The 24,965-nt window shown below is 36.5% G+C and carries 24 protein-coding genes; 23 read left to right on the forward strand and 1 reads right to left on the reverse strand.

All coding sequences use genetic code 11. From position 1 onward, the window contains the following. The first annotated feature begins 216 nt into the window (after positions 1-216). Positions 217-1,083, forward strand: coding sequence for a DegV family protein (locus ACEN31_RS08035; protein ID WP_407109122.1), 867 nt, complete (start codon positions 217-219; stop codon positions 1,081-1,083). Between the two features lie 43 nt (positions 1,084-1,126). Here ACEN31_RS08035 and ACEN31_RS08040 read toward each other — a convergent pair whose 3' ends face one another. Next, entirely contained in the window at positions 1,127-1,780 is a 654-nt protein-coding gene (locus tag ACEN31_RS08040) for a YigZ family protein (RefSeq protein WP_407109123.1), read from the reverse strand. A gap of 203 nt (positions 1,781-1,983) precedes the next feature. Here ACEN31_RS08040 and ACEN31_RS08045 point away from each other — a divergent pair, with 203 nt between their 5' ends. The 22 genes from ACEN31_RS08045 to ACEN31_RS08150 all read left to right on the forward strand — a co-directional run bounded on the left by ACEN31_RS08045 (position 1,984) and on the right by ACEN31_RS08150 (position 24,786). Beyond that, positions 1,984-2,850, forward strand: coding sequence for a DegV family protein (locus tag ACEN31_RS08045; RefSeq protein ID WP_407109124.1), 867 nt, complete (start codon positions 1,984-1,986; stop codon positions 2,848-2,850). A gap of 146 nt (positions 2,851-2,996) precedes the next feature. Further along, positions 2,997-4,076 carry an LLM class flavin-dependent oxidoreductase gene (locus ACEN31_RS08050; RefSeq protein ID WP_407109125.1) on the forward strand — a complete coding sequence of 360 codons (1,080 nt, stop codon included), beginning with the start codon at positions 2,997-2,999 and terminating at the stop codon, positions 4,074-4,076. 13 nt (positions 4,077-4,089) lie between these two features. Next, positions 4,090-5,166 carry an LLM class flavin-dependent oxidoreductase gene (locus ACEN31_RS08055; protein WP_407089445.1) on the forward strand — a complete coding sequence of 359 codons (1,077 nt, stop codon included), beginning with the start codon at positions 4,090-4,092 and terminating at the stop codon, positions 5,164-5,166. 14 nt (positions 5,167-5,180) lie between these two features. Further along, entirely contained in the window at positions 5,181-5,750 is a 570-nt protein-coding gene (locus ACEN31_RS08060; RefSeq protein WP_407109126.1) for an NADPH-dependent FMN reductase, read from the forward strand. A gap of 11 nt (positions 5,751-5,761) precedes the next feature. After that, positions 5,762-5,911 carry a DsbA family protein gene (locus ACEN31_RS08065; protein ID WP_407109127.1) on the forward strand — a complete coding sequence of 50 codons (150 nt, stop codon included), beginning with the start codon at positions 5,762-5,764 and terminating at the stop codon, positions 5,909-5,911. Between the two features lie 425 nt (positions 5,912-6,336). Further along, positions 6,337-7,716 carry a DEAD/DEAH box helicase gene (locus tag ACEN31_RS08070; RefSeq protein WP_407109128.1) on the forward strand — a complete coding sequence of 460 codons (1,380 nt, stop codon included), beginning with the start codon at positions 6,337-6,339 and terminating at the stop codon, positions 7,714-7,716. Then, the gene (locus ACEN31_RS08075; protein WP_407109129.1) at positions 7,697-8,476 is read left to right on the forward strand and encodes a hypothetical protein; all 780 of its coding nucleotides are present in this window, start codon (positions 7,697-7,699) and stop codon (positions 8,474-8,476) included. Before ACEN31_RS08070 ends, ACEN31_RS08075 begins: the two co-directional genes overlap by 20 nt. Before the next feature lie 201 nt (positions 8,477-8,677). After that, positions 8,678-8,893 carry a hypothetical protein gene (locus ACEN31_RS08080; protein ID WP_407089447.1) on the forward strand — a complete coding sequence of 72 codons (216 nt, stop codon included), beginning with the start codon at positions 8,678-8,680 and terminating at the stop codon, positions 8,891-8,893. Between the two features lie 13 nt (positions 8,894-8,906). Next, the gene (locus ACEN31_RS08085) at positions 8,907-10,244 is read left to right on the forward strand and encodes a TrkH family potassium uptake protein (RefSeq protein WP_407089448.1); all 1,338 of its coding nucleotides are present in this window, start codon (positions 8,907-8,909) and stop codon (positions 10,242-10,244) included. Positions 10,245-10,255: 11 nt separating this feature from the next. Further along, positions 10,256-10,915 carry a potassium channel family protein gene (locus tag ACEN31_RS08090; RefSeq protein WP_407089449.1) on the forward strand — a complete coding sequence of 220 codons (660 nt, stop codon included), beginning with the start codon at positions 10,256-10,258 and terminating at the stop codon, positions 10,913-10,915. Between the two features lie 225 nt (positions 10,916-11,140). Then, positions 11,141-11,695 carry a ribosome hibernation-promoting factor, HPF/YfiA family gene (hpf, locus tag ACEN31_RS08095; protein ID WP_407089450.1) on the forward strand — a complete coding sequence of 185 codons (555 nt, stop codon included), beginning with the start codon at positions 11,141-11,143 and terminating at the stop codon, positions 11,693-11,695. Between the two features lie 273 nt (positions 11,696-11,968). After that, a complete protein-coding gene (gene secA / locus ACEN31_RS08100) occupies positions 11,969-14,368 on the forward strand; it encodes a preprotein translocase subunit SecA (RefSeq protein WP_407089451.1) in 2,400 nt (799 codons plus the stop codon). Positions 14,369-14,480: 112 nt separating this feature from the next. Continuing rightward, positions 14,481-15,582, forward strand: a protein-coding gene (gene prfB, locus ACEN31_RS08105) for a peptide chain release factor 2 (RefSeq protein WP_407089452.1) whose coding sequence is annotated in 2 segments (ribosomal slippage) — positions 14,481-14,552 and positions 14,554-15,582 — 1,101 coding nt in all. Because the reading frame shifts where the segments join, the coding sequence is not laid out codon by codon here. Positions 15,583-15,665: 83 nt separating this feature from the next. After that, positions 15,666-16,352 carry a cell division ATP-binding protein FtsE gene (gene ftsE, locus ACEN31_RS08110; RefSeq protein WP_338490112.1) on the forward strand — a complete coding sequence of 229 codons (687 nt, stop codon included), beginning with the start codon at positions 15,666-15,668 and terminating at the stop codon, positions 16,350-16,352. After that, a complete protein-coding gene (gene ftsX, locus ACEN31_RS08115) occupies positions 16,339-17,229 on the forward strand; it encodes a permease-like cell division protein FtsX (protein ID WP_407089453.1) in 891 nt (296 codons plus the stop codon). Before ftsE ends, ftsX begins: the two co-directional genes overlap by 14 nt. A 218-nt stretch (positions 17,230-17,447) precedes the next feature. After that, positions 17,448-18,248: a response regulator transcription factor gene (locus ACEN31_RS08120; RefSeq protein ID WP_231606915.1), complete on the forward strand. Its 801-nt coding sequence runs from the start codon at positions 17,448-17,450 to the stop codon at positions 18,246-18,248. A 47-nt stretch (positions 18,249-18,295) separates the two neighbouring features. Further along, on the forward strand, positions 18,296-19,975 hold the full coding sequence (pnpS, locus tag ACEN31_RS08125; protein WP_407109130.1) for a two-component system histidine kinase PnpS: 1,680 nt from the start codon (positions 18,296-18,298) through the stop codon (positions 19,973-19,975). Between the two features lie 346 nt (positions 19,976-20,321). After that, positions 20,322-21,185 carry a phosphate ABC transporter permease subunit PstC gene (gene pstC, locus ACEN31_RS08130; RefSeq protein WP_407109131.1) on the forward strand — a complete coding sequence of 288 codons (864 nt, stop codon included), beginning with the start codon at positions 20,322-20,324 and terminating at the stop codon, positions 21,183-21,185. Continuing rightward, entirely contained in the window at positions 21,185-22,006 is an 822-nt protein-coding gene (gene pstA, locus ACEN31_RS08135; protein WP_407089456.1) for a phosphate ABC transporter permease PstA, read from the forward strand. Before pstC ends, pstA begins: the two co-directional genes overlap by 1 nt. A 5-nt stretch (positions 22,007-22,011) precedes the next feature. Further along, entirely contained in the window at positions 22,012-22,770 is a 759-nt protein-coding gene (gene pstB, locus ACEN31_RS08140; protein ID WP_407089458.1) for a phosphate ABC transporter ATP-binding protein PstB, read from the forward strand. Between the two features lie 42 nt (positions 22,771-22,812). Further along, positions 22,813-23,469 carry a phosphate signaling complex protein PhoU gene (gene phoU / locus ACEN31_RS08145; RefSeq protein WP_407089459.1) on the forward strand — a complete coding sequence of 219 codons (657 nt, stop codon included), beginning with the start codon at positions 22,813-22,815 and terminating at the stop codon, positions 23,467-23,469. Positions 23,470-23,694: 225 nt separating this feature from the next. After that, positions 23,695-24,786, forward strand: coding sequence for a substrate-binding domain-containing protein (locus tag ACEN31_RS08150; RefSeq protein WP_407089461.1), 1,092 nt, complete (start codon positions 23,695-23,697; stop codon positions 24,784-24,786). Positions 24,787-24,965 lie beyond the last annotated feature (179 nt).

Raw genomic sequence — 24,965 nt, forward strand, 5'->3', positions numbered from 1 at the left:
CTTAGTTCCACTAAGCGAATTGGTAGAGTCTGCTTACGCAAGGTATTGAACCGCCGTGTACGGAACCGTACGCACGGTGGTGTGAGAGGTCGACTAGTCAAATAATGGCTAGTCTCCTACTCGATTTTTAGATCATTTAATACATAGATAGTTAATGTTACTTTGTTACAATTCGTGATGATTAAAATACAACCAAGTCATTTGAAGGAGATAGATATGAAAACTGCGTATATAATAGATAGTTCATCGAGTATTAATGAAACTCTAGGAAACCGTTCTGATGTTTATGTGCAAAATCTTGAAGTCACTTGGGGAGACACTGCATATACGGATACAACGGACTTAAGTTTGATGAAAGAATTTTATCAACGCTTAGAATCAACAGAAGAGTTACCGAAGACTTCGCAACCTAGACAAGGGAAATTAAGTGAATCCTTTGATGATATTGTTCAAAAAGGGTTCGATTCAGTAATTATCATTACACTAGCGTCAGCAATTAGTGGGACGTATAATACTTTCCGTATGATTAGTGAGCATTATCAAAAGTCTTTAGATATTCGAATGATTGATTCCAAGGGAACGTCATACGTTGAAGAGCGACTGTTAGAATATGCGATTGAATTAAATGAAGCTGGTTTTGATTTGGATACGATCGAAGAAAAATTAAACTGGTTCTCTGAACAAGCAAGGATTTATGTTGTCATTGAAGACTTGAATGCGATTGTTAAAGGTGGTCGATTAAGTTCGTTCGGTGCCTTTCTAGGAAGTACCTTAAAAATCCGTCCGATTTTACATTTTGATGATGAGGGGAAAGTCGAAGTGTTTGAAAAAGTTAGAACAACTAAAAAAGTTTATCAAAGGTACCTAACTCTAGTGGATGAAGCGGTGGCTAAATATCCAGATGGTATTGATTTGGCCTTAGCACATGGGGACTGTGAAGACAGTGCTTTAGAAGTGAAAGAGTTAATATTGGAAAAATATCCGGAGATGTCTTTTAGAGTAGGCTACTTAACCCCCGTTCTTGGAACGCATGGGGGTAAAAACTCATTAGGAATCGGAATTTTACCAAAGTTACCAAAATAAAAAAGACTAGCATTAAGTGAATTAATACTAGTCTCTAAGTGCTTTAGTCAGGTTGTGTAGATGTTACGGGAACATCAACGGTTTGTTCACCGATTTCAGTCCATTCGATTTGCCCACTGAATAGGTCGATTAATTCTTGATGGACCGGCTCAATGTCACCTAGATACAAAGCTAAGGTTAGAGACACTTTATCTGTATACTGAGTGTCAAGAACTGTAATAGGCGTACTCGTTTGTTCCAAGTAGTAGTTAAAGTTATCCACTTGATTATATTCTAATGTTAATTCAATCACCATTTGCGTTGCATTCGCAATCAATTTAGCGTGGTTTAGCGTTTCGCTGACCGACGTACTATAAGCGCGAATTAAGCCACCCGCACCCAGTTTTGTTCCGCCAAAGTATCTTACGGTCACGGCCATAATATAGGTTAGATTGTTTCGCTTTAAAACTTCTAACATCGGAACTCCAGCGGTTCCACTCGGTTCACCATCATCACTCATACGTTGAATCGATGAATCTGCGTTTAAGATAAAGGCTTGGCAATGATGCGTCGCTTTATAATGTTTTTTGCGGATCGCAGCAAGTTGTTCATTGAATTCTTCTTCTGTTTGAATGGGAATTAGATACGTAATAAAGCGAGATTTCTTAATATCAATCTCATGAATAATCGGTTCTTTGATACTATAATAATTAACCAAAGTGATGCTCCTTGTCTTTGTAATTGTCTTATGACTATATTATCATGCTTAAACTACTAGCTCAAATATGTAAAAAGAACATTGAAGCTTTAGTATAAGGAAAAATGGGAGTATCACTAGTTGACATAAACCTATGAATTCCATAATATAGTTTAATCGAGATGAATAAAATCATCTTAGAATCTTATAGAAAGGAGACCAGAATGAAACCAGCAATTATTACTGATAGTACAGCATATTTATCAGAAGAATTGAGACAACTTCCAAATGTTTATCAAGTAAACTTAAATGTTATTTTTGAAGATGGTTCGATTGCCCATGACACCAATGATCCAAAAGAGCAAGAAGCATTCTTCAAACAGTTAGAAACTCAATCCTCACTACCCACAACGTCACAACCGTCTGTTGGACATTATTATGACACAGTGGATCAAATTATTGAAGATGGTTACGATACTATCTTTGCTATTCATCTATCTAGTGGGATTAGTGGTACATTCCAAAGCGGGAAAATGGTTTTAGATGAATATAAACATCTGATTGACAGCTACTGTATTGACTCTTTAGCAGCGTCTGTTGCGATGGAGGCCATCATCGAGAACATCATTACTTGGTGTCAAGAAGGTGTTGATGCTGAAGAGATTTATCGACGTGCCACTTGGCAAGCAACGCATTTGGATATATATTTAATGGTCGAGAACTTAGACAATTTAGCTAAAGGCGGTCGTTTAAGTACGACAAGTGCCGTCTTGGGAAATTTATTAAAAATACGTCCACTATTATACTTTAACGAAGAAGGTAAAATCGTACTATTTGAGAAATTACGTACAAACCGTAGAGTGTATCAAAGATGGCATGAACTTGTTCAAAAAGCATCCGAAGAATACCCGGATGGGATTGAAGTGCGATTTGCACATGCTTTAGACCAAAAAGAAGTTGAGATAATCGCTCAAGGCATGGAAGCAAAATTCCCAAATATAAACATACGTATAAATGGTTTAGGAACGGTTATTTCAACACATACTGGTAAAGGAGCAAAAGGGATGTTAATCCTCCCTCTAATAAATTAATTGCAATTATAATATATTAAATATTAACAAGCCGTTCTTGGCTTGTTTTTTTTTAGCGAATTTTATCAAGAATGGTCAAAGATGGTTTATACTATAAGAGAAACGTAGTAAAATGAATATATAAATATGACGAAAGTGAGGATGACATGTCTAAATCGAGTTTGATTCACAGTCCTAATCCTAAGATTGATACATCGAATGGAATAGAATTTGGACTTTACTCATTAGGAGACCATTTACCGAATCCACATACTAAAAAGCGTATTTCAGCCAAGGAACGGATTCAAGAAATTATTGAATTAGCAAAGCTTGCTGAAGATGCTGGTTTCGATATTTTCCAATTAGGCGAGTCTCATCAGGAATATTTCGTATCACAATCACACTTACTTATTCTGACAGCAATTTCAAAAGCGACGAAAAATATCCGATTGTCATCGGCAGTTACAACGATTGGCGTATTAGACCCAGTTCGAGTTTATGAAGATGCAGCGACCTTAGATTTAATATCGAATGGCCGAATGGAATTAATTGCAGGACGTGCATCAAGGTTTGGTTCCTTTGAGTTATTAGGTTATAATAGTGTTGCTTATAAAGAATTATTTGAAGAAAAATTTGAGTTATTATTGAAACTAAATGAAGGTGAAAGAGTCACTTGGGAAGGTGAGTTTAGAGCACCTTTAAATGATGCGTTAATATTGCCGCGTCCTTTAAAGAATCATCTACCTATTTGGCGAGGCTTAGGGAATACAATGACTTCAGCAATTCGTGCAGGTGAATTAGGCGTGCCTGTGTTTCAAGCGACATTAGCAGGAGCGGTCATGATCTATGCAAACCGCATTAATAATTTTAGAACCGCTGCCAAAGAAGCAGAGCATGATATTGATAATATTCCTGTCGGGACGGGTGGTTGGGTCTTTATTCGTGAAAGTACGAAAGAAGCCTACCGTCAAGTTTATCCGCATATCAATGAAGGTTTTAAATTAACGAATGGAGAGTCTTTTCCCAAACGTGCATTAGCTCAAGGACAAAGTATTAAAAGCGTTGTAACTATTGGAGAACCATCACTCATCATTGAGAAGATTTTGTACCAACACGAAGCGTTTAAACAACAAAGGTTTAGTGCTGAAATTGACTTTGCTGGGATGGAGTTTGACGAAGTGAAAAAGACGCTCTACTTATTAGCTGATAAAGTTATGCCCACTGTAAAAAAATATACGAAGTCATAGAAAGGAAATTACTATGAAATCTCAAAAAAATACATTACCACAAATTGATACATCAAACGGAATTGAATTTGGTCTTTACACATTAGGAGATATTGTAACCAATCCACATACAGGTGTTAGAATGTCTGAGAAAGAGCGTATTGATCAAATCATCGAGATGGCTTTACTTGCTGAACAAGCAGGGATGGATGTGTTCCAAGTAGGGGAATCACATCAAGAACATTTTGTGTCACAAGCACACATGATTATTCTATCTGCGATCGCTCAAGCAACCAAAGATATCAAACTAACTTCTGGTGCAACCATTATCAGTACGTCTGATCCAGTCCGCGTTTATGAAGATGCGGCAACCATTGACTTAATTTCAGACGGAAGATTCGAAATAGTCGCAGGGCGTGCTTCTCGTGTCGGAATCTTTGATTTATTAGGTTACAAATTAGATGACTATGAAGCTTTATTTGAAGAAAAGCTAGATTTATTACTTAAAATTAACCGAAATAAACGTGTCACATGGGAAGGGGAATTCCGTGCACCTCTAAATGATGCGCAAGTTCTTCCAAGACCGGATAATGAATCGGGTAGCTTGCCAATTTGGCGTGCGGTTGGTGGTTCTTTAAATTCTGCTAGAAACGCTGCGATTGCAGGCATTCCGCTTTACTTAGCTTACTTAGGTGGCCCTGCTGAAGCCTTTAGACACTTAACGGATGCTTACCGTGAAACTGCGGTTCACGAAGGTTATGACGTAAACACTTTGCCAGTCGCAACAGCGAGTTATTTATATGTTCGTGAAGACGCTCAAAAAGCATTCCAAGAGTATTACCCACATGTAAACTCAGGAATGGTTCACTCGAATGGACAGTCATTCCCTAAACAGCAGTTTGCTCAAGGACTAGATTCAAGAAGCATCATTAATGTTGGAGATCCAAGTTTAGTTATTGAAAAGTTACTATATCAACACGAAGTCTTTGGAATGGATCGCTATGTTGGGCAAATCGATTTAGGTGGTGTTTCAACCGATGACATCAAACGTACGATTGATTTATTAGCAACAAAAGTCATTCCAGAAGTTAAAAAACATACTAAGAAATAGCTAGGAGTAATCGATTGAAAATTTTAATATTATCCGCTTCAACCGGTGGAACTAAAACTAAGAGAATAACGACGACTTTTTATAATTTGATGAAAGAGTCCTACGAAACTGAACATGATATTCGCTATTTAAATATTCAAGATAAGAAAATTCAATTCAGTGATGGACGCAATTATTTAGATTATTCGGGTGATACATTAGAAGTAGCGTCAGCAATTATGGAAAGTGATGTCATTATGTTTGGCGCACCAATCTTCCAAGCATCGATTCCAGCTGCTTTAAAAAATCTGTTTGATTTATTACCCGTTCGAGCCTTTGACCGAAAAGTGATCGGACTAATTATTACTGGAGGATCACTACGCCATTACTTAGTTCCAGAAACTCAAATTAAACCAATTATCCATTATATGCATGGAGTTATTATTCCAAAATATGTTTATGCTATTGACACGGACTTTAATACGGATGGCACAGTCAATGATGAAATCGAATTGAGATTACAAACTTTACTGGATGATACGATTTCAATCTCAGAAACTTACAAGGAAGTTTGGAATAAACAAGACGACATGTTTGGTTTTTAGAGGACGCGACTATGGAAATCGAATTTTTTCACAATTCTGTCTGCTCGTATTGTTATATCCAATCCAGACGTTTGCAAGAGATTTTAAAGAAATTTCCAGAAGCGACAGTAAAACACCGGTCATTTCCTTTGAACCTGCACAGTGAAGAACTGCGATTTTAACCGCGAAGATCTTTTGACATCGATTATATTCCTGCCTTAGTGGTGAATGGAGAAATAGTTATCAAAGAGCCCTTCGCCCACAACTGGTTCAAGAAAAACTTAATAGTATTCGCCTATCATAAGCAATGACCGTTTTTCAGTGAAAACTGAGGAACGGTTTTTTGTTGTCTGGATTCACAGTACGGCGTCTTAGGCCAAATGAGATTGTGGTTTGTCTTTAATTACTTCAACTCAAGTCAAATGGGAATGCGGATCGTCTTTAGTATCATCAAAAGCAAATTTTTATAAAAACTTAATAATGGAAACACCTTAAAAATACGTATTTATATATAGAACGGTAAGCGTTCAAAAAATACGAAAGGCTGGAAGAAATAGTGATTCCAATCCAACAAGAAGCTTACATAAAAAATCTGTGGGGACGACTTTTGACTAGTGCAGAAGTAGAACTGCAATTAAGTGACTTAGATGAAACACCACAACTCAATGAAGTATTAGACCAAATGGAGCAACAACCAGCAATTGAAATAACTCAAGATGGTTATTGCTGTCGGCGTTGTCGTAATCAACAATCTAAATTATTCACCGCCTTACCCACTCAAGCCGTCTTCAATTTAACTGATGAGCGCGTGTACTGTTTAAATTGTCTACAGATGGGGCGAGTTCTTCAAGGCGATTCGCTTTATTACTTACAAGACCAACAAAGTTATCTAACAACACCAACACAGAGTAAACTCACTTGGCAGGGAACTTTATCACCTGAACAAGCACGCGCTTCAAAAGATTTAATTGAAAGTCTAGAGGACAGTGACCGGACCCATATGGTGCATGCGGTGACAGGAGCAGGCAAGACAGAGATGATTTTTCCAGTGATTGATCACATTATACGACGCAACGGTCGAGTCTGTGTAGCGTCGCCTCGTATCGATGTTTGTATGGAATTGAAACCCCGACTTCAAGCAGCTTTTGAAAGTGTTGATGTCACTCTCCTTTATGGTGGAAGTGAGGAAGGGTATCGTTATTCTCCGATGGTAGTGTCTACGACTCACCAGTTATTAAGATTTCAAGACGCTTTTGATTTATTAATTGTTGATGAAGTCGATGCTTTTCCCTACGTCAATGATGCCAGTTTACATTTTGCGACGAAAAGAGCAGTAAAAAAGTCCAGTGGGAAATTGGTTTATTTAACTGCAACGCCTGATCAACATTTAACGCAAGAAGTAGCTAATAAAAATATGACATCCACCATTCTTCCCGCAAGGTATCACCGGAATCCGCTTCCCGAGCCACAATTTTTTTGGATAGGTGATTGGCGCCAACAAATTGAAAAACGCAGAAAAAGACGACTGTACTCATTGCTCAATTGGTTTCTAAATCTAGAGGGAGTGAAATTAGTCTTTATGCCAAATATTCGCTTGGCGGAGAATCTGTTTGCATGGTTGAGTAAAGCTTGGCCAGAATTGAAGATTGCAGTAGTTCATGCGAAAGATTCCCAGAGAAAAGAGAAAGTGCAAGCATTGCGTGATGGTAATTATGATGCGCTGATATCAACGACCATCCTTGAAAGAGGAGTTACTTTCACCAATTGTCACGTATGCATTGTTGGATCAGAGAGGCAATTATATTCGACATCAACTTTAGTTCAAATGAGCGGGCGGGTCGGTCGTAAACCTAGTTTTCCCACCGGAGAATTAATTTATGCCCATGGAGGTAAGAATCTGGCAATGCTAGAAGCACGTAAGCAAATTAAGGAAATGAACCAATTGGCTAGTGAAAGGGGATTAATCGATGGCTATAGCTCAAAGTGATATCTGCTTAATTTGTAGTGAACACCTCAATCATTATTTATCTATTAAGCAATTATTTATTTTTAGACCGTTAACTTTTCCAATTCTTTGTCAAACATGTCAAAGTAAATTTAAATTATTAGTCACACAAGCTGATGATTGCAAAGGTTGTGGGCGGCCTTTAGATGCTAGCTCCAAAGATGTTTTTTTAAAACCTATAGTCATATCTCAGCAGGCGTATTGTTTCGATTGTGCGAATTGGCATAAAAATACACCGAGTCAATTAATCAGTCACCAAGCTTTATTTGACTATAATGAAGCGTTGCAAGAGTGGATTGTAAATTACAAATACCATGGTGACGTTCGTATGGCTGCCATTCTAGCCTCATATTTAAAAGAGGTTTATGAAAAATACAAGGAGTACCAATGGGTAGTATTACCAAGTTCCCCGTCAAGTTTAAAGACCCGACAATTCCACCCTACTGCTTATTTACTTGATGTAGCAGACATACCCTATCAAGTTCCTTTTGACTATATCGGTGACGGCGTAAAACAAGCAAAAAAATCAAAAAAAGAAAGGTTAAATCTAAATAACACCTTTAAAATTAAAGAAGAGGCACTAGACTTGTCAAAAGAAAACTGGTTAATTTTTGATGATATTTATACGACTGGAGCCACGCTTATTCATGCTAAAAAAATCTTGTATCAGTTTTATGAAGAACGTGATAGAATAATCCGGTTAATAAGCGTTAGCGTTGCTAGAGACCAACTAAGCAAGTAATAACAAGGCTTTTAATTGTGTTTTAAATAAGGGTATGCTAGTATAGGCTCATTATAAAAAGAAAATGGTGAATACAGATTGAATAGGCGGACACTTGCTGTTTTTATTATAATAATCACGGCAATATTATGCATATTTGAATGGTCATATGGCTTAGGTTGGTTATATGGTTGGTTCTTTATTTTCATACGAAGAACATTCATGTACAAGTATTTAAATTATGTATCTGATAAAAAATCATTCAATATGGGACTATACATTCTTTATACTGTCCTATCATTTGCGCTTGTCATTGGAACAATCTACTTAGCGATTCAAATGCAAGAATGGATTCACCCGGTTTCAGTCCTTGTAGCCTACATCATTGACTACATTCTTTGGATGATCAAAAGTATGAGTCAAAGCAGAAAGGAGTGAGTTGTAAGAAAAAATGAAAAATCGAATCATAGATAAATTAACTATTCCGCAAATTGTAGTCTGTATATATTTGTCACTTATCCTAATTGGTGGGTTTTTGCTCATGTTACCAGTGTCTTCACAAGCAGGTAATTGGACGAATGGCGTTGATGCGATATTTACAGCTACATCTGCTATTTGTGTGACCGGTCAAGTCACTTTGAATACAGCAGAACATTGGAGTCCCTTTGGCCAAACCATTATTATTACCTTAATTCAAATTGGAGGGCTTGGATTCTTAACGATTTGGATGCTTTTTTTCACTATACTCGGTGCAAAAGTTAATCTTAAACAACGAAATCTAGTTCTAGAAACACTGAATTTATCTTCAAGTTATGGGATGCAAGATATCGTAAAAAGTATCGTGAAAGTGTCTTTAACTATTCAAGCACTGGGGGCTTTAGCGTTAAGTTTTGTTTTAATCCCAAGACTCGGGTTAAGTACCGGCTTTTTTTATTCAATCTTTCATAGTATTTCAGCCTTTAATAATGCAGGATTTGATTTATTTGGAGATAGTTTAATCGGCTTTCAAGATAACTCTTATATCCTTTTAATAATCGCGAGTTTAATATTTTCGGGTGGTTTAGGTTTTATTGTTTGGATGGATATTATCTCTTTTCCGAAGAATAAAAAACTGACTCGTTATTCTAAATTCACCCTAATTTTGACGGGGATTATTCTGACAATCAGTATAATATTTATTGGTTTATCAGAATGGCGCTATGGGACATTCAATCACCTTTCTCTTGGCGATCAATTAGCCAATATTATCTTCATGGCGGTCACCCCAAGAACAGCAGGGTACGCGAATGTTGATTACATGGACGTTTCTCATGCAGGTTTATTTATGACCTTCATATTAATGTTTATCGGTGGATCTTCTGGCTCAACCGCTGGGGGAGTGAAAGTGTCAACAATCGGGCTGGTTGTTATGTTTATGTACCGAATGTTTAAAGGGGAAGAAATTAATGTCTTCTCGAGACATATCTCTTATGACAACGTTAAACGCGCGTTCTTCATTATCTTCGTGGGTATCATTATGCTAATATCGAGTTCAATGATTCTCTTTATAACCGAAGAGATTCCGCATGGTTTTGGAATGGAGTATATCTTAATGGAAGTCATGTCGTGTTTTGGAACGGTTGGTTTGTCACTTGGTTTGACACCAGATTTAACAGTTATAGGCAAATTTGTCATGATGTTATTAATGTTTGTTGGACGTGTCGGATTAATGACTTTCTTTTGGTCATTAGGCGGACCAAAGAAAGAATCTAAAGTGCATTATCCAGAAATGAATATTATGGTAGGATAAAAGGAGAAATTATGAGAAGAAAAACAATTGCCGTGTTAGGCTTAGGTTTATTTGGAACATCACTAGCGCGTACTTTAACTAAAGAAAATATTGATGTTATTGGGATGGACAAAAATATGGATCATGTTGAAGAGATTATTGATGAAGTAGCTCAATGCCTTCAAGGTGATTTTACAAAGATTGATCAACTGAAAGATGCCGGTGTTGGTGACTGTGATATCGCAGTTGTTGCAACATCACAAAGATTAGAAGACACTATCCTAGCTATTCTCCATCTACAAAAATTAGGCATCGAAAAAATTATCGTCAAATCTAAAAATGCGGATTACCGAGATGTCTTACTAAAAGTTGGTGCGGACGGTGTCATATTACCAGAAGTAGAGATGGGTGTTCGAATTGCACGTGAATTAAGTAACCCAACGGTCCATGAATTAATTGGACTTGATAACCGTAACAATATCAGTATTTTCCCAGTAAAAGACAAGTGGATTGGTAAGAAAATAAGCCAAATGAATTTCCGTGAAAAATACGGTACGAATATTATCGCCATTCGCAAAGAAAATACGGAGCAGTTTCACGTGGAGTTCACTGGGGATTATATCATTCAAGAAAATGATGAATTTCTTGGGATTTCGACCGGTGATACTTTAAGACAACAGTTTCGTAATTAATACGAAATCTAGAGAGTGTTTACGTTTTCAATATACTGGATCTATGATATAATAAATAAAAGTGGTAGATAACTACTTTTTTTCCTAATCACTATTTATTCTTTAGAATCAAATGTTAAGTGAGAGGTAAAGTTGAGTGAATAATAGAGACTTGCATTTATTCCATATTAACTTTGAGTTTAATTAATTCATAGTATTAGAAAATATTGGAAAAGAGGGATTAGTATGTTTAACTATAATGTACGTGGAGAAAATATCGAGGTTACACAAGCAATTCGCGATTATGCAGAGAAAAAAGTTCAAAAATTAGAACGTTTCTTTACAGACGTTCCGGACGCAACTGCTTATGTAAATTTAAAAGTATATTCTGATAAAACTGCAAAAGCTGAAGTAACAATTCCATTACCATTCTTAGTTCTTCGTGCAGAAGAGACAAGTGAAGATTTATATAAAAGTATTGACTTTGTCGTGGATAAATTAGAACGACAAGTAAGAAAATACAAAACAAAAATTAACCGTAAGTCAAGAGAACGTGGTTTCGAAGGCTTATACCCAGATACATCTGCTCCAGCGGAGCCAGTTTCTGAAGACCCAGAATTAGAAATCGTTCGTTCTAAACGAGTAGATTTAAAACCAATGGACAGCGAAGAAGCAGTTCTACAAATGAACATGCTAGGTCATGACTTCTTTATTTATACAGATGCTGAAACAATGGAAATTTCAATTGTTTACCGTCGTAAAGATGGTCGTTACGGCTTAATAGAAACCTCATCACTCTAATGACAGCATTATAAAGATATTAAAAGGCAAGGGACAATGTGTCCTTTGCCTTTTTTGTTGATATATTTTAAGAAATTACAAAGAATTAAAAATTACTTTAAAGACAATGAGAAAAACCCCTGAAATTCTTGATAAGAGTGCTTATGAATGCTATTTGATATTTTCATTTTTCGATATTCATGTTAGAATAGGGAAGTGTGTTTAACTATTGGCCGATTCAGACTGAATCAAGGTCTTACATGACATAGATAATGAATAAAAGGAGCAGTATTGATGGCTAATTTTCTTAAAAATTTAATTGAAAATGATAAAGGCGAATTACGCAGAACAAGTAAAATCGCTGACGAAGTTATGGCTATGGAGCCTACTTACCGTGAAATGACTGATGAACAACTCCGTAACATGACTACTGAATTTAAAAACCGTCTCGCTAACAAAGAGACTTTAGAGGACATTTTACCTGAAGCATTCGCTGTTGTAAGAGAAGCAGCTCGTCGTGTACTTGGATTATTCCCATATAAAGTTCAAATCCAAGGTGGAATTATTCTCCATGAAGGTAATATTGCTGAGATGAAGACTGGTGAAGGTAAGACGTTAACTGAAACAATGCCAGTTTACTTAAACGCGTTAGCTGATAAAGGTGTTCACGTTGTAACAGTGAACGATTACTTAGCAACTCGTGACTCGAAAGAAATGGGAGAAGTGTACCGCTTCTTAGGCCTAACAGTTGGCTTGAACTTAAACTCAATGAACCCAAGTGAAAAACGTGAAGCTTATAACTCAGATATTACTTATAGTACAAATAACGAACTAGGCTTTGACTACTTACGTGATAATATGGTTGTTTACAAACACCAAATGGTTCAAAGACCACTTTATTACGCGATTGTCGATGAGGTTGACTCAATCTTAATTGATGAGGCAAGAACTCCTTTAATTATCTCTGGGCAAGCTGGTAAATCAACAGCTTTATATACGCGTGCCGATTACTTTGTTAAAGGGTTAAAAGAAGATGAAGATTATACAATTGATCTAACATCAAAATCAATCAACTTAACAGACGGCGGAGTGGATAAAGCAGAGAAAGTATTCCGTTTAGAAAACTTATATAACGTAGATAATACTGCACTTGTTCACCATATTGACCAAGCCTTACGTGCCAACTACATTATGTTAGTCGATATTGACTATGTAGTTGACGAAGGAAAAGTAAAAATCGTTGACGGCTTTACCGGACGTATCATGGAAGGACGTCGTTACTCAGATGGACTACACCAAGCGATTGAAGCGAAAGAAGGCGTAGACATTGAAGATGAGTCTAAGACTATGGCGACAGTAACGTTCCAAAACTACTTCCGTATGTACAACAAATTAGCTGGGATGACTGGTACAGCTAAGACGGAAGAAGATGAGTTCCGTGAAATTTATGCGATGAGTGTTATTCAAATCCCAACAAACCGTCCAGTGATTCGTGATGACGCAGCGGATCTATTATTCCCGAACCTACGCTCGAAATTTAACGCAGTAGCGGATGAAATTATTCGCCGTCACGAAAAAGGCCAACCAATTCTAGTTGGTACGGTTGCGGTAGAAACATCAGAATATTTATCACAACTTTTAACTAGAAAAGGTGTACCGCATGAAGTATTAAATGCGAAAAACCACTTCAAAGAAGCAGAAATTATTATGCAAGCTGGTCAACGCGGCGCAGTTACAATTGCAACCAACATGGCTGGTCGTGGTACCGATATTAAACTAGGTAGCGGAGTGAAGGAGTTAGGTGGTTTATGTGTAATCGGTACAGAACGTCATGAGTCACGTCGTATCGATGATCAATTACGTGGTCGTTCGGGTCGTCAAGGTGACCCAGGTGCATCACAATTCTACTTATCATTAGAAGATGATTTAATGCGTCGTTTCGGTTCAGACCGTATTAAAGGACTCTGGGAGAAATTAAACGAAGACGAAGATGAGAACGATGTAGCAATTCAAAGCCGCATGTTAACTCGTCAAGTTGAATCAGCTCAAAAACGTGTAGAAGGTAATAACTATGATACACGTAAAAATGTTCTTGAATATGACGAAGTTATGCGTGAACAACGTGAAGTTATCTATGGACAACGTCACGAAGTGATTGATGCAGGTGAACCATTAACAGATTATGTCAAAGCAATGATCAAACGTACCATAGAACGCCAAGTTGCTTATGCAACCGAAGGTGAGAAAAAAGATTGGAAATTAGAATCTTTACTAGACTTCGCACATTCAGCGATTGTAAATCCAGAAACTTTAGAGTTATCAGACTTACAAGGTAAAAATAAAAAGGAATTAGTAAACTTCTTATATGAAAAAGCTGAAGAAGTATATAGTGAAAAAATCTCTCAACTTAATGGACCAGAACAAATTGCTGAGTTTGAGAAAGTAATTATCTTACGTGTTGTTGACTCTAAATGGACAGATCATATTGATATGATGGATCATTTACGTCAAGGTGTAGGACTAAGAGCATATGCTCAAACGAATCCATTAACTGAATACCAAACAGAAGGATTTGACCGCTTTGAAGAAATGGTTGCCGCGATTGAATATGATGTCACTCGCTTTATTATGAAAGCTCAAGTAAGACAAAATGTTGAACGTGAGCAAGTGAATAAACCAGGTGGAACAAACTAATTTTTGAATAAGTTAGCCGGCAGGGGAATTATCACTGCCGGTTTTTCTTTTACGAAAGATTATTATGGTGCTATACTACAAAGGAATTTAATTAGATGGAGTGAATAGAACGATGGAACTTTATGAAATGACACAATTTGTCGAAATTGCTCAAGAAAAGATGGATAGCTTTAGGGGGTCTCTTTGACTTAGACGCATTAGAAGCGGATATTGCAGATTATGAATATCAAATGAGTCAACCAGATTTTTGGGATGATAATGAGGTAGCTCAAGAAGTCATCCAAGAGTTAAACAGTAGTAAAGAAACATACCAAACCATTAGCTCACTTGAAGACCAAGTTGAAGAGTTGACGATGGCACTTGAATTATATAATGAAACGAAAGATGAAGAGATGTATCAAGAAGCTGAGGAATTAACTGAAGCTCTTTCTAAAGCCATAGATAGTTATGAAATAATGCTACTACTCTCTGGTGAATATGATAAAAATGACGCTATTCTTGAAATTCATCCCGGTGCTGGAGGAACTGAGTCCCAGGATTGGGGAAGTATGCTCCTTCGTATGTACCAAAGATATGCAGATCATAAAGGTTTCAGCGTTGAAGTCTTAGATTATCAAGTTGGAGACGAAGCGGGTATAAAAAGTGTCGTCTTAGAGATTAAAGGACATAATGCTTATGGCTTACTTAAATCAGAAAAAGGAGTCCACCGTTTAGTTCGTATCTCGCCTTTTGATTCAAATGCACGTCGTCATACTTCTTTTGCTTCTATAGAGGTAATGCCTTTGATTGACCAATCAGTTGAAATAAATATCAATCCAGATGATATTCGAATTGATACATATCGTGCAAGTGGTGCCGGTGGACAACATGTTAACAAGACGGATTCTGCTGTACGTATTACTCATATTCCAACTGGAGTGGTGACTCAAAGTCAGGCTCAAAGATCACAACTTCAAAACCGTGAACAAGCGATGAAACTATTAAAGTCGAAACTGCACCAACTTGAAGTTGAACAAAAAGCAAAAGAACTAGCTGAAATTAAAGGGGATCAAAAAGAGATTGGCTGGGGCTCACAAATTAGATCATACGTCTTCCATCCCTACTCAATGGTTAAAGACCACCGTACAAATTATGAAGTTGGAAATACCGATAAAGTCATGGACGGGGATTTAGATGATTTTATTGATGCCTATCTAAAATGGTCCATTGAATAATCTAATAGTTAGCAGTTTGTTATCACTGTGATACATATTTCATATACAATGGGACAGAATATTTTGAAAGTGAGGATAAGGACATGATTCAATTAACAAACGTATCGAAACGATATGAGAATGGTGTTGTTGCATTGAACGACATTAATCTACGAATCGAACAAGGCGAGTTTGCCTACCTCGTTGGACCGAGTGGGTCCGGTAAATCGACATTAATGAAAATTCTTTACCGTGAAGAAATACAAACGCAAGGAAAAGTCGTCGTAGGAAAATATCACTTAAATAGATTAAAACCAAAAGATGTCCCTATGTTAAGAAGACAAGTCGGGGTCATCTTCCAAGACTTTAAACTCCTTCCATCCCTAACGGCGTATGAAAATGTCGCCTATGCGATGGAAGTAACAGGGAAAAGTCGTAAAGAAATTAAAAAGCGAGTTAAAGAAGTTATGGAACTCGTTGGGTTAAGAACAAAAGTAAACCAATATCCAAAAGAGTTATCAGGTGGGGAGCAACAGCGAGTATCGATTGCACGTGCGATTGTTAATCACCCACGTATTCTCGTTGCCGATGAGCCAACCGGAAACTTGGACCCTGAGAATGCAATTGAGATATTTAGATTACTCGAACGCATTAACCAGAATGGAACCACTGTTCTCATGGGAACACATAATGACCATTTGGTTAATGAATTTAAGCACCGCTTAATTCGTTTAGAAAAAGGCAATCTCGTTCGTGATGAGTATGAGGGGGAATATAATGAAAAGCATTAGAAATTTCTTCAGACAACTCCGTAATGGTTTCCGTAATTTATTTCGTAATGGTTGGATGACTGCTGCCTCTATCTTAACAATGACAGTCACACTCTTAATGGTGGGTGGATTAATTATGCTCTTGAGTAACGTTGATAATATAACTCAAGATATCGAAGAAGGCGTTCAAATTCGAGCTCACATCGACCTAGCTGCAGATGAACAAGATGAAGCGGACTTACACCAAGCCATCGAAGAGATAGAGTATGTGTCTGATATAACGTATCGAACAAGAGAAGAAGAACTAGAGGACTTAATCGACCGGGTCGGGGAAGAGTTTGCTCTATTTAGTGATGATGCGAACCCATTATTTAATGTGTTTGTTGTATCTGTTGAAGATACAGAATATTTAGACGCTGTCACAGAGCAAATTAGTGAATTACCTTACGCTGTGGATGTCACTTATGGTGAAATTGATACGCAAAACTTATTGAGCACCCTTGAAATTGTCAGAGTTGTGTTTGCATTAATTGCAGCCGTTCTCGTTGTAATTGCAGTAGCGCTAATATCGAATACAATCAAGTTAACCATCTACGCACGGCAAACTGAAATTGAAATTATGCGCTTAGTTGGGGCACAAAATAGCTATATCCGCGCACCATTTGCTTATGAAGGAGCCTTTATAGGTTTAATTAGTTCGATCTTTGCCAGTGTCTTACTTTACGGAGCTTATGAAGGGATGCAAAGTGCCACCGTTGAGATTACAGGAGTAGAAGTCATTGCCTTTACACCAACCACACCATTTATTTATTATGTTGCGGGTGGTTTAGTCATTATAGGAATTTTATTAGGTGTTATCGGAGCAAGGCGGTCGATTAAACGATTTTTAAAATTTTAAATAGTCATATGAAAACTCAAAGATTATTAAAGCAAGAGCTTACGTAACCTTTGAGTTTTTTTTAATGGATAAGGTACAATATATACACAGAATGAATATTAAAAGAATGTTATAATAAAAAATGATGTAGAGTTTCCTGTACAAAATGGTTTGATACTTTGATAAGATAGGAGACACGAGCATTATTATAGTATATAGGTATGAACTGGAGGATAATTATGAAACATATTCTAGTTGTTGATGATGAGATTGCAATCTTAACATTATTAGAATACAACTTAAAAGAAGCCGGATATACCGTTGACACCGCCAATAATGGTGAAAGTGGATATAAGATGATAAAGACGAATGAATACGACTTTATTATATTAGATGTGATGTTACCAGGAATGGATGGTATGGATATTTGCCGTCGGGTAAGACAAGAGGATATAGATACACCGATTCTGATGTTAACTGCTAAAGATGACGAGTACGATAAGGTAATCGGCTTAGAGCTTGGTGCAGATGATTATATGACTAAGCCATTTAGTCCTAGAGAAGTAACGGCAAGAATAAAAGCAATCTTGAGAAGAACTGAAGCAAAACATATGTCAGAAAAAGACAGTGAACAAGCTCATCAAGAAGCAGTTGATGCTGAGTTACGTGAATTAGAAGATAATTATAATGACTACGAAGAAGATCGTTACTTATTACAAGATGAATCAGATTCAGTGATTAAATTAGGTGATATTGAAATTTACGCTGATCGATATGAAGTTGTCGTTCACGGCGATAAAATTGAAGTGACACCTAAAGAATTTGAGTTATTAGTTTATATGGCTGTTCGTAAAGGTCGTATCTTAAGTCGTGAACAATTATTAAATAGTATTTGGCGCTTTGATTATGCGGGTGAGACACGAATTGTCGATGTTCATATTAGTCATTTACGAGAAAAAATCGAAAAGGATACGAAAAATCCTGAATATATCAAAACCGTGCGAGGATTTGGGTATAAATTCGTGGTGCCAAAAGAATGATTTTTAACCAGAGATTACATAAACGCAATTCCCGAATTATTTTAATTGTGTGCGTAGTAATTGGAATCAGTATCTCTGGGTATTTTGTGAGACAACTTATTCATCGTTCAATATTACAGCCTTTGGAGACACGAGCTGAGATTCAAGCAGAATTTCTAGAAGATTTAGGAGTGAATGCTGAGAACTTTTCAGAAGTCGAGTTAAAAATTGAACCATTCAAGCGTACAGATAGCGCAGAATCAATTGTACTGAAAGATGGCGAAGTTATTTGGAATGATTTTGCTGAAAGAACCCGACTACAAACGGTTCGACAACAGTTAAAAGACTTTCCAAAAGATAAAGTGTCGAGCAAGGTATATCTAAATGGTTATGTTGTTTACACGCCAATCGAAGCAAATGATGGGACGTATCAGTTAGTAAAGTACTATAACAAGTCGTTGTTTCAAGATCAGTTAGATGACTTTTATTTGTGGATGGCAGTCATTATTTTCCTAATCTTACTTCTAATATACTTGGTGTATAGACATATAATCAACTTTGTTACAAAACCAATCGAAGCCATCAATTTAGCGGTTGAACATGTAGAAGATGATCAGTACCAATTTGAATATATACGAGGTAATTTACCCGTTATCGATAATTTAGGTACAAATATTTCGACATTAAAACAAGAGTTAAAAACCAAACGTGGTGATTTAAATGCTAGTGAGCAACGACTATCCTTATTAATGGGACATTTAAACTTGGGTGTAGTTTTAATAAGTAATTCTGGAAAAATCGAATTAATTAATTCTGAAGCGATGCAATTATTAAATATAGATATACATACAACGCAAAGATCTTTCCAGGCAGTAATTAAGAGTTATGTACTGGTAGATATGATTAATGAAGCACTTAAGACGCATCAGCCATTAAGCAATCACATCGAACTATATATTCCGACGTCTAAATTTATAGATGTGAATATTATTCCTTACGGGAAATCACCTGATGAGATTGAATCGATTCTTGTCTTGTTGTATGACATTACACAAGTAAGACGCTTAGAAACAGTTCGAACAGAGTTTGTTGCGAATGCTTCACATGAGTTAAGAACACCAGTGACAGCAATCAAAGGTTTTGCTGAGACACTTTTAGATGGTGCTTTAAAGCAACCAGAGTTAGCGGAGAAATTTATTACAATCATTGCAAATGAAAGTAATCGGTTAGAGACGATTATTAGTGATATTTTAGAATTGTCTCGTGTTGAGAAGAAAAGTGAACCTATGGTTGTTAAGCCGTTTGAAGTTGTAGAGACCGTGAATAATCTAATTCAGTTCTTCTACAAACAGGCTGATAGGAAACATATTAGTATTTCAGTTGATGCTGAGAGACCTGTGATGATGAAGGCAGATCAACATCGTATTGAACAAATTTTTACAAATCTGATTGATAATGCCATTAATTATTCAGATGTCGATAGTGAGGTAAAAATTAATATTGAACAAGTTAATAATTCTGTACATTTTTCTGTTTCAGATAAAGGAATTGGAATTCCAAAAGCAGACCAAGAACGAATTTTTGAACGCTTCTATCGAGTAGATAAAGGGCGAAGTCGAAATTCAGGTGGAACCGGGCTTGGTTTATCAATTGTACGTAACTTAATTATGAACATGAACGGAACCATTCATGTTGAAAGTGAGGTGGGAATTGGTACCACATTCCATATCAAACTCCCTTTAGAATAATTTATTTCCCATTGAGTCAAGCTAAAAGTTATATTAAAAAAGCATTTAATAAAGCGAAAAAGTATGAGTCTCACCTATGCAATCTATATATTTTTAATCATAGAAATTATATGCAGAAAAATATATATAGATTCATTTGTGTAATTCGGTTGTAACAATACTTGATGATATAAAGTGTTTTTTTATTGTTGCAATTTTTCCCGAGTTCCCGTCTTTACAATGACTATAATAAACCGCTTTATAAATATTTACACAAAATTTACAATTGAGTTGTAAAATGAAGACGCAAGTATTCTATTACGGTACTTAATTGTAATGTAACTTATTTTTTTAAAGGAGATTCTGTATGCAGTCTAATTTTACTGAAACATTTATGAAATATGTTTTCATAGTGTGTGCGTCATTATCGATTCTTTCGATTATTTTAATATTCTACTTCATTTTTGAAGGTGGAGTACCTTTTATACTTGAAGAAGGAATTGGTAACTTTATTTTTAACGAGGTATGGCGTCCAACTGCTTCCAAACCTTCATTTGGTATCTTACCAATGATTGTTGGGTCACTTGTTGTTACAGCAGGAGCAATTATTATTGGGGTTCCAATCGGTGTTCTTTCTTCTATCTTTATGGCATTCTACTGTCCTGACTGGTTATATAAATTTGCAAAGCCTGCAATTAACTTAATGGCATCAATTCCATCTATTGTATACGGTTATTTTGCATTAAGATTATTTGTGCCATTCTTCCGTGATTTAATGGGTGGAACAGGGATGAATATTGTAACGGCTTCTACATTGTTAGGTATTATGATTTTACCTACTATTATTGGTTTGTCTGAGGCATCTTTACGTGCTGTTCCTAAAGAATACTACTCAGCGAGTGTTGGTTTAGGTGCTGATCATGACCGTTCAGTTATGCGCGTTATATTACCTGCTGCAAAATCAGGTATCTTATCTGCGATTATCTTAGGTATTGGTCGTGCGATTGGTGAGACAATGGCTGTTATTCTTGTAACTGGTAACCAACCAGCAATCCCTAACGATTTAAACCAAGGTGTTCGTACGTTAACGACGAATATTGTTCTGGAGATGGGTTATGCAAGTGGTCGCCATAGAGAAGCGTTAATTGCTACAGCGGTTGTATTATTTATCTTTATTATCCTCCTAAATACTACTTTCATGTTCGTTAAAAACAGAGGAGGGAACGACTAATGACTAAAAAAATCAGCTTTTTTAAAATATTAGTATGGGCAGCAGGTTTATTTACATTAGGTATGTTACTTTTCATTGTAGGTTATATCTTCTATAATGGAATACCTCATTTATCTGCATCAATGTTTGAATGGGATTATACGACTGATAATGTGTCTATGATGCCGTCAATTATTTCAACATTAATTATTATTGGTGCATCATTACTCATTGCAGGTCCAGTAGGAATCTTTACTGGGTTCTACTTAGTAGAATACGCTGATCAAAAAAGTAAATTCTTACCAATTATTCGTTTAGCAACTGATACATTAGCGGCAGTTCCATCAATTGTTTACGGACTGTTTGGTATGCTTTTATTCGTATATCAGTTTGAGTGGGGATATTCTCACTTTGCGGGTATTTTAACGGTAACAATTATGATTTTACCAATCATCATCTCATCTACTGAAGAAGCATTGCGTTCGGTCAATGATTCTTTACGTATGGGTAGTTATGGTTTAGGAGCAGGAAGATTAAGAACAATCTTTACTGTCGTTCTGCCAGTTGCGATGCCAGGTATTCTTTCCGGAGTTATCTTAGCAATTGGACGTATTGTCGGTGAGTCAGCAGCATTTATCTATACTTTAGGATCATCATCAAGTATGATATCATCACTAGGAGATTCAGGTCGTACTCTTGCGGTTCACATGTATATGTTATCTCAAGAAGGACTTCACGTAGATGAGTCATATGCTGTTGCATCGATTCTAATATTAATTGTTCTATTCATTAACGGCTTATCAAATTTAATTGGTAATCGACTAGGCTCTGGAGGGAAATAAAAAATATGGCTAACACAAAATTTAAAATTAAAGACTTAGACTTTTATTACGGTGATTTTCAAGCGTTAAAAAATATTAATATGGATATTGAAGAGAAAGTAGTTACAGCATTTATCGGACCTTCAGGTTGTGGTAAATCAACATTTATCAAAACATTAAATCGTATGCAAGATTTAGTATCATATGCTCGTGTGGATGGATTAATTTCTTTAGATGGTCAAAATATCTACGAAAAAGGCTATGACGCTAATTTATTACGCAAAAAAGTTGGTATGGTGTTCCAACATCCAAACCCATTCCCAAAAAGTATTTATGACAACATTGCTTATGGACCTAGAACTCACGGGATTAAAGATAAAACTCAACTTGACCAAATTGTTGAAGAAAGTTTACGAGCAGCAGCAATTTGGGATGAAGTAAAAGATAAATTAGATAAAAATGCAACAGCAATTTCTGGTGGACAACAACAAAGAATTTGTATTGCACGTGCGATTGCTAACGATCCAGAAGTATTACTTATGGATGAGCCAACTTCTGCACTTGACCCAATTTCTACTGGGAAAATTGAAGAACTTATTTCTGAATTAAAAGAGAAATATACGGTTGTTATTGTTACTCATAATATGCAACAAGCTGCACGTATTTCTGATAAAACAGCATTCTTCTTAACTGGGGAAGTCATTGAATTTGATGATACTGAGAAAATCTTCATTAACCCGTCAGAACAACGCACTGACGATTATATTTCAGGTCGCTTCGGTTAATTTTATTTAAACTAATACGTATATTTTCTAGGAGGAAAAACAGTGAGAGAAGCATTTCAAGAAGAATTAGAAAAATTTTTGGATAAATTAATTATGTTAAGTAACTTCGCTAATGAGTCATTACATAAAGCGATTAAAGCGTTTGACGAAAATGATAATGAATTAGCGCACGAAGTAATTGCTGATGACCTAAGAATTAATGCTTTAAGTGTTGAAATCGAAAGAGATGCATACCTTCTAATAGCATTACAACAACCAGTGACTGGAGATTTAAGAAAAATCTTTACAGTATTTTCTGCAAATTCAGATGTAGAACGTATCGCTGACCATGCAACATCTGTTGCTAAGACTGTCATTCGTCGTAATCCTGACGAAGAAAAAATCGAGCGCCTAGATGATATTGTTAAACAAATGGGTGAGCTTGCTCAAGAGATGATTACTGATGTCATTCAAGCATTTGTTAAGGGTGATGTTAGAGCAGCACGTAAGATTGCTGACCGTGATAATGAGTTAGATGCTCTACAACAACAAATTTATGGAATTGCTGCACAAACAATGGAATTTGATACTGAAGTAATTATCGGAGGTATTAACTATATTGGTGTTGCAAATAACTTAGAACGTATCGGAGATTATGTGACTAATATTTGCGAAAGAATTGTGTACTTACACTCAGGAGACATCGTAGAATTAAACTAATGGCATACCCATCCCCTCTTCATTAAGTTAAGGCTTAATAAAGAGGGGATTTTATTTTATTAAAGTAATCGTTAAGGAGAACAGAGAGTCTTAACATAAAATTTACAATAGATTTACATTAAATTTACAATCGCTTGTTATAATAGAGGTGTGCTGATGGTTTGACTATCAGACGAGTGATTAGATGTCGTTGAAACATTAGAAATCAAAAGGAGATGTACATTAATGAAAAAAACATTAAAAGCTTTACCATTATTAGCAACTGCAGGATTAGTATTATCATCAGTTGTACCAGCATTCGCACAAGAGGGAACAATTAACGTTGTTTCTCGTGAAGATGGATCAGGAACACGTGGAGCATTCGTAGAAATCGTTGGTGTTGTTGACGAAAACGAAGATGACATGACTACTACATCAGCTGCAATCCAAAACGGTACTAACGGAGTTATGCAAACTGTTGCTGGAGATCCAAATGCAATCGGATATATCTCATTAGGTTCATTAAATGATACAGTTAAAGCTGTTACTGTTGATGGAGCAGAAGCTACTCCAGAAGCAATTAACGCTGGAGATTACCCAATCGCTCGTCCATTCGTAGTGGCATGGGGAGAAGATCAATCTGACTTATCAGCTGACTTCTTAACATTCATCCACTCTCAAGAAGGACAAACAATCGTTGAAGAAGAAGGATACATCGCTGTAGACGCTTCTGCATCTGCTGAAGGTGAAGAATCATCTGAAGAAGCTTCATCTGAAGAAACAACTGAAGAATCAGCATCAGAAGAAACAACTGAAGAGCCAGCTGAAGGCGAAGAGTCTGCTGGAGCTGAAGAAGCTGCGTCTGAAGAAGAAACTACAGAAGAAGAAGCTTCATCAGAAGAAACAACTGAAGAAGAGTCAGCTACAGAAGAAGAATCAACTGAAGAAGAATCAGGATCAGTTGTTGCTTCATTACCTTCATACGAAGCTGCTGGCTTAGAAGGAACTATTGAAGTTGTTGGATCTACATCAGTAACTCCAGTTATGGAAGTTTTAGCTGAAGAATACATGGCTTTAAACCCAGACGTAACTATTAACATTACTTCAAATGGTTCATCTGCTGGTATCCAAGCTGCAACTGGTGGAGCTGCTGACTTAGGTATGTCTTCTCGTGAATTAACAGAAGATGAAGCTGCAGCATTAAACCAAACAAACATCGCTCTTGATGGAATTTCTGTTGTAGTTCACCCAGAAAGTACAGTAGAAGATTTATCATTAGAAACAATTCGTTCGATCTTCTTAGGTGAAGTTACTGAGTGGGAAGAAGCAGCTCAATAATTTTTAAACTATCATAGAGATTTATAACACACCTCTTCGGAGGTGTGTTTTTCATGTGCGCCCGGCATGGGCGATAACTTGGTGGTGAAAGTCCACTACAGACTTGGCAGTAGGAACTGTTAGCTAAAGGCAAGGGTGTCCACCGTGAGGTGGAATCTGAAGGAAGCCGGAGGCAAACA

The organism is Ruoffia sp. FAM 26255 (assembly GCF_045528525.1).
GTDB classification, from domain to species: Bacteria; Bacillota; Bacilli; order Lactobacillales; family Aerococcaceae; genus Ruoffia; species Ruoffia tabacinasalis.

Bases quoted from the DNA above. Each gene is read 5' to 3' on its own strand.
- ACEN31_RS08090 (WP_407089449.1), top strand. From the start codon at position 10,256: ATGAGAAGAAAAACAATTGCCGTGTTAGGCTTAGGTTTATTTGGAACA.
- ACEN31_RS08050 (WP_407109125.1), top strand. From the start codon at position 2,997: ATGTCTAAATCGAGTTTGATTCACAGTCCTAATCCTAAGATTGATACA.
- ACEN31_RS08150 (WP_407089461.1), top strand. From the start codon at position 23,695: ATGAAAAAAACATTAAAAGCTTTACCATTATTAGCAACTGCAGGATTA.
- pstA (WP_407089456.1), top strand. From the start codon at position 21,185: ATGACTAAAAAAATCAGCTTTTTTAAAATATTAGTATGGGCAGCAGGT.
- ACEN31_RS08075 (WP_407109129.1), top strand. From the start codon at position 7,697: ATGGCTATAGCTCAAAGTGATATCTGCTTAATTTGTAGTGAACACCTC.
- pstB (WP_407089458.1), top strand. From the start codon at position 22,012: ATGGCTAACACAAAATTTAAAATTAAAGACTTAGACTTTTATTACGGT.
- hpf (WP_407089450.1), top strand. From the start codon at position 11,141: ATGTTTAACTATAATGTACGTGGAGAAAATATCGAGGTTACACAAGCA.
- ACEN31_RS08085 (WP_407089448.1), top strand. From the start codon at position 8,907: ATGAAAAATCGAATCATAGATAAATTAACTATTCCGCAAATTGTAGTC.
- ACEN31_RS08045 (WP_407109124.1), top strand. From the start codon at position 1,984: ATGAAACCAGCAATTATTACTGATAGTACAGCATATTTATCAGAAGAA.
- ftsX (WP_407089453.1), top strand. From the start codon at position 16,339: ATGAAAAGCATTAGAAATTTCTTCAGACAACTCCGTAATGGTTTCCGT.
- pstC (WP_407109131.1), top strand. From the start codon at position 20,322: ATGCAGTCTAATTTTACTGAAACATTTATGAAATATGTTTTCATAGTG.
- ACEN31_RS08065 (WP_407109127.1), top strand. From the start codon at position 5,762: ATGGAAATCGAATTTTTTCACAATTCTGTCTGCTCGTATTGTTATATC.
- secA (WP_407089451.1), top strand. From the start codon at position 11,969: ATGGCTAATTTTCTTAAAAATTTAATTGAAAATGATAAAGGCGAATTA.
- ACEN31_RS08055 (WP_407089445.1), top strand. From the start codon at position 4,090: ATGAAATCTCAAAAAAATACATTACCACAAATTGATACATCAAACGGA.
- ACEN31_RS08120 (WP_231606915.1), top strand. From the start codon at position 17,448: ATGAAACATATTCTAGTTGTTGATGATGAGATTGCAATCTTAACATTA.
- ftsE (WP_338490112.1), top strand. From the start codon at position 15,666: ATGATTCAATTAACAAACGTATCGAAACGATATGAGAATGGTGTTGTT.
- ACEN31_RS08035 (WP_407109122.1), top strand. From the start codon at position 217: ATGAAAACTGCGTATATAATAGATAGTTCATCGAGTATTAATGAAACT.
- ACEN31_RS08080 (WP_407089447.1), top strand. From the start codon at position 8,678: ATGTACAAGTATTTAAATTATGTATCTGATAAAAAATCATTCAATATG.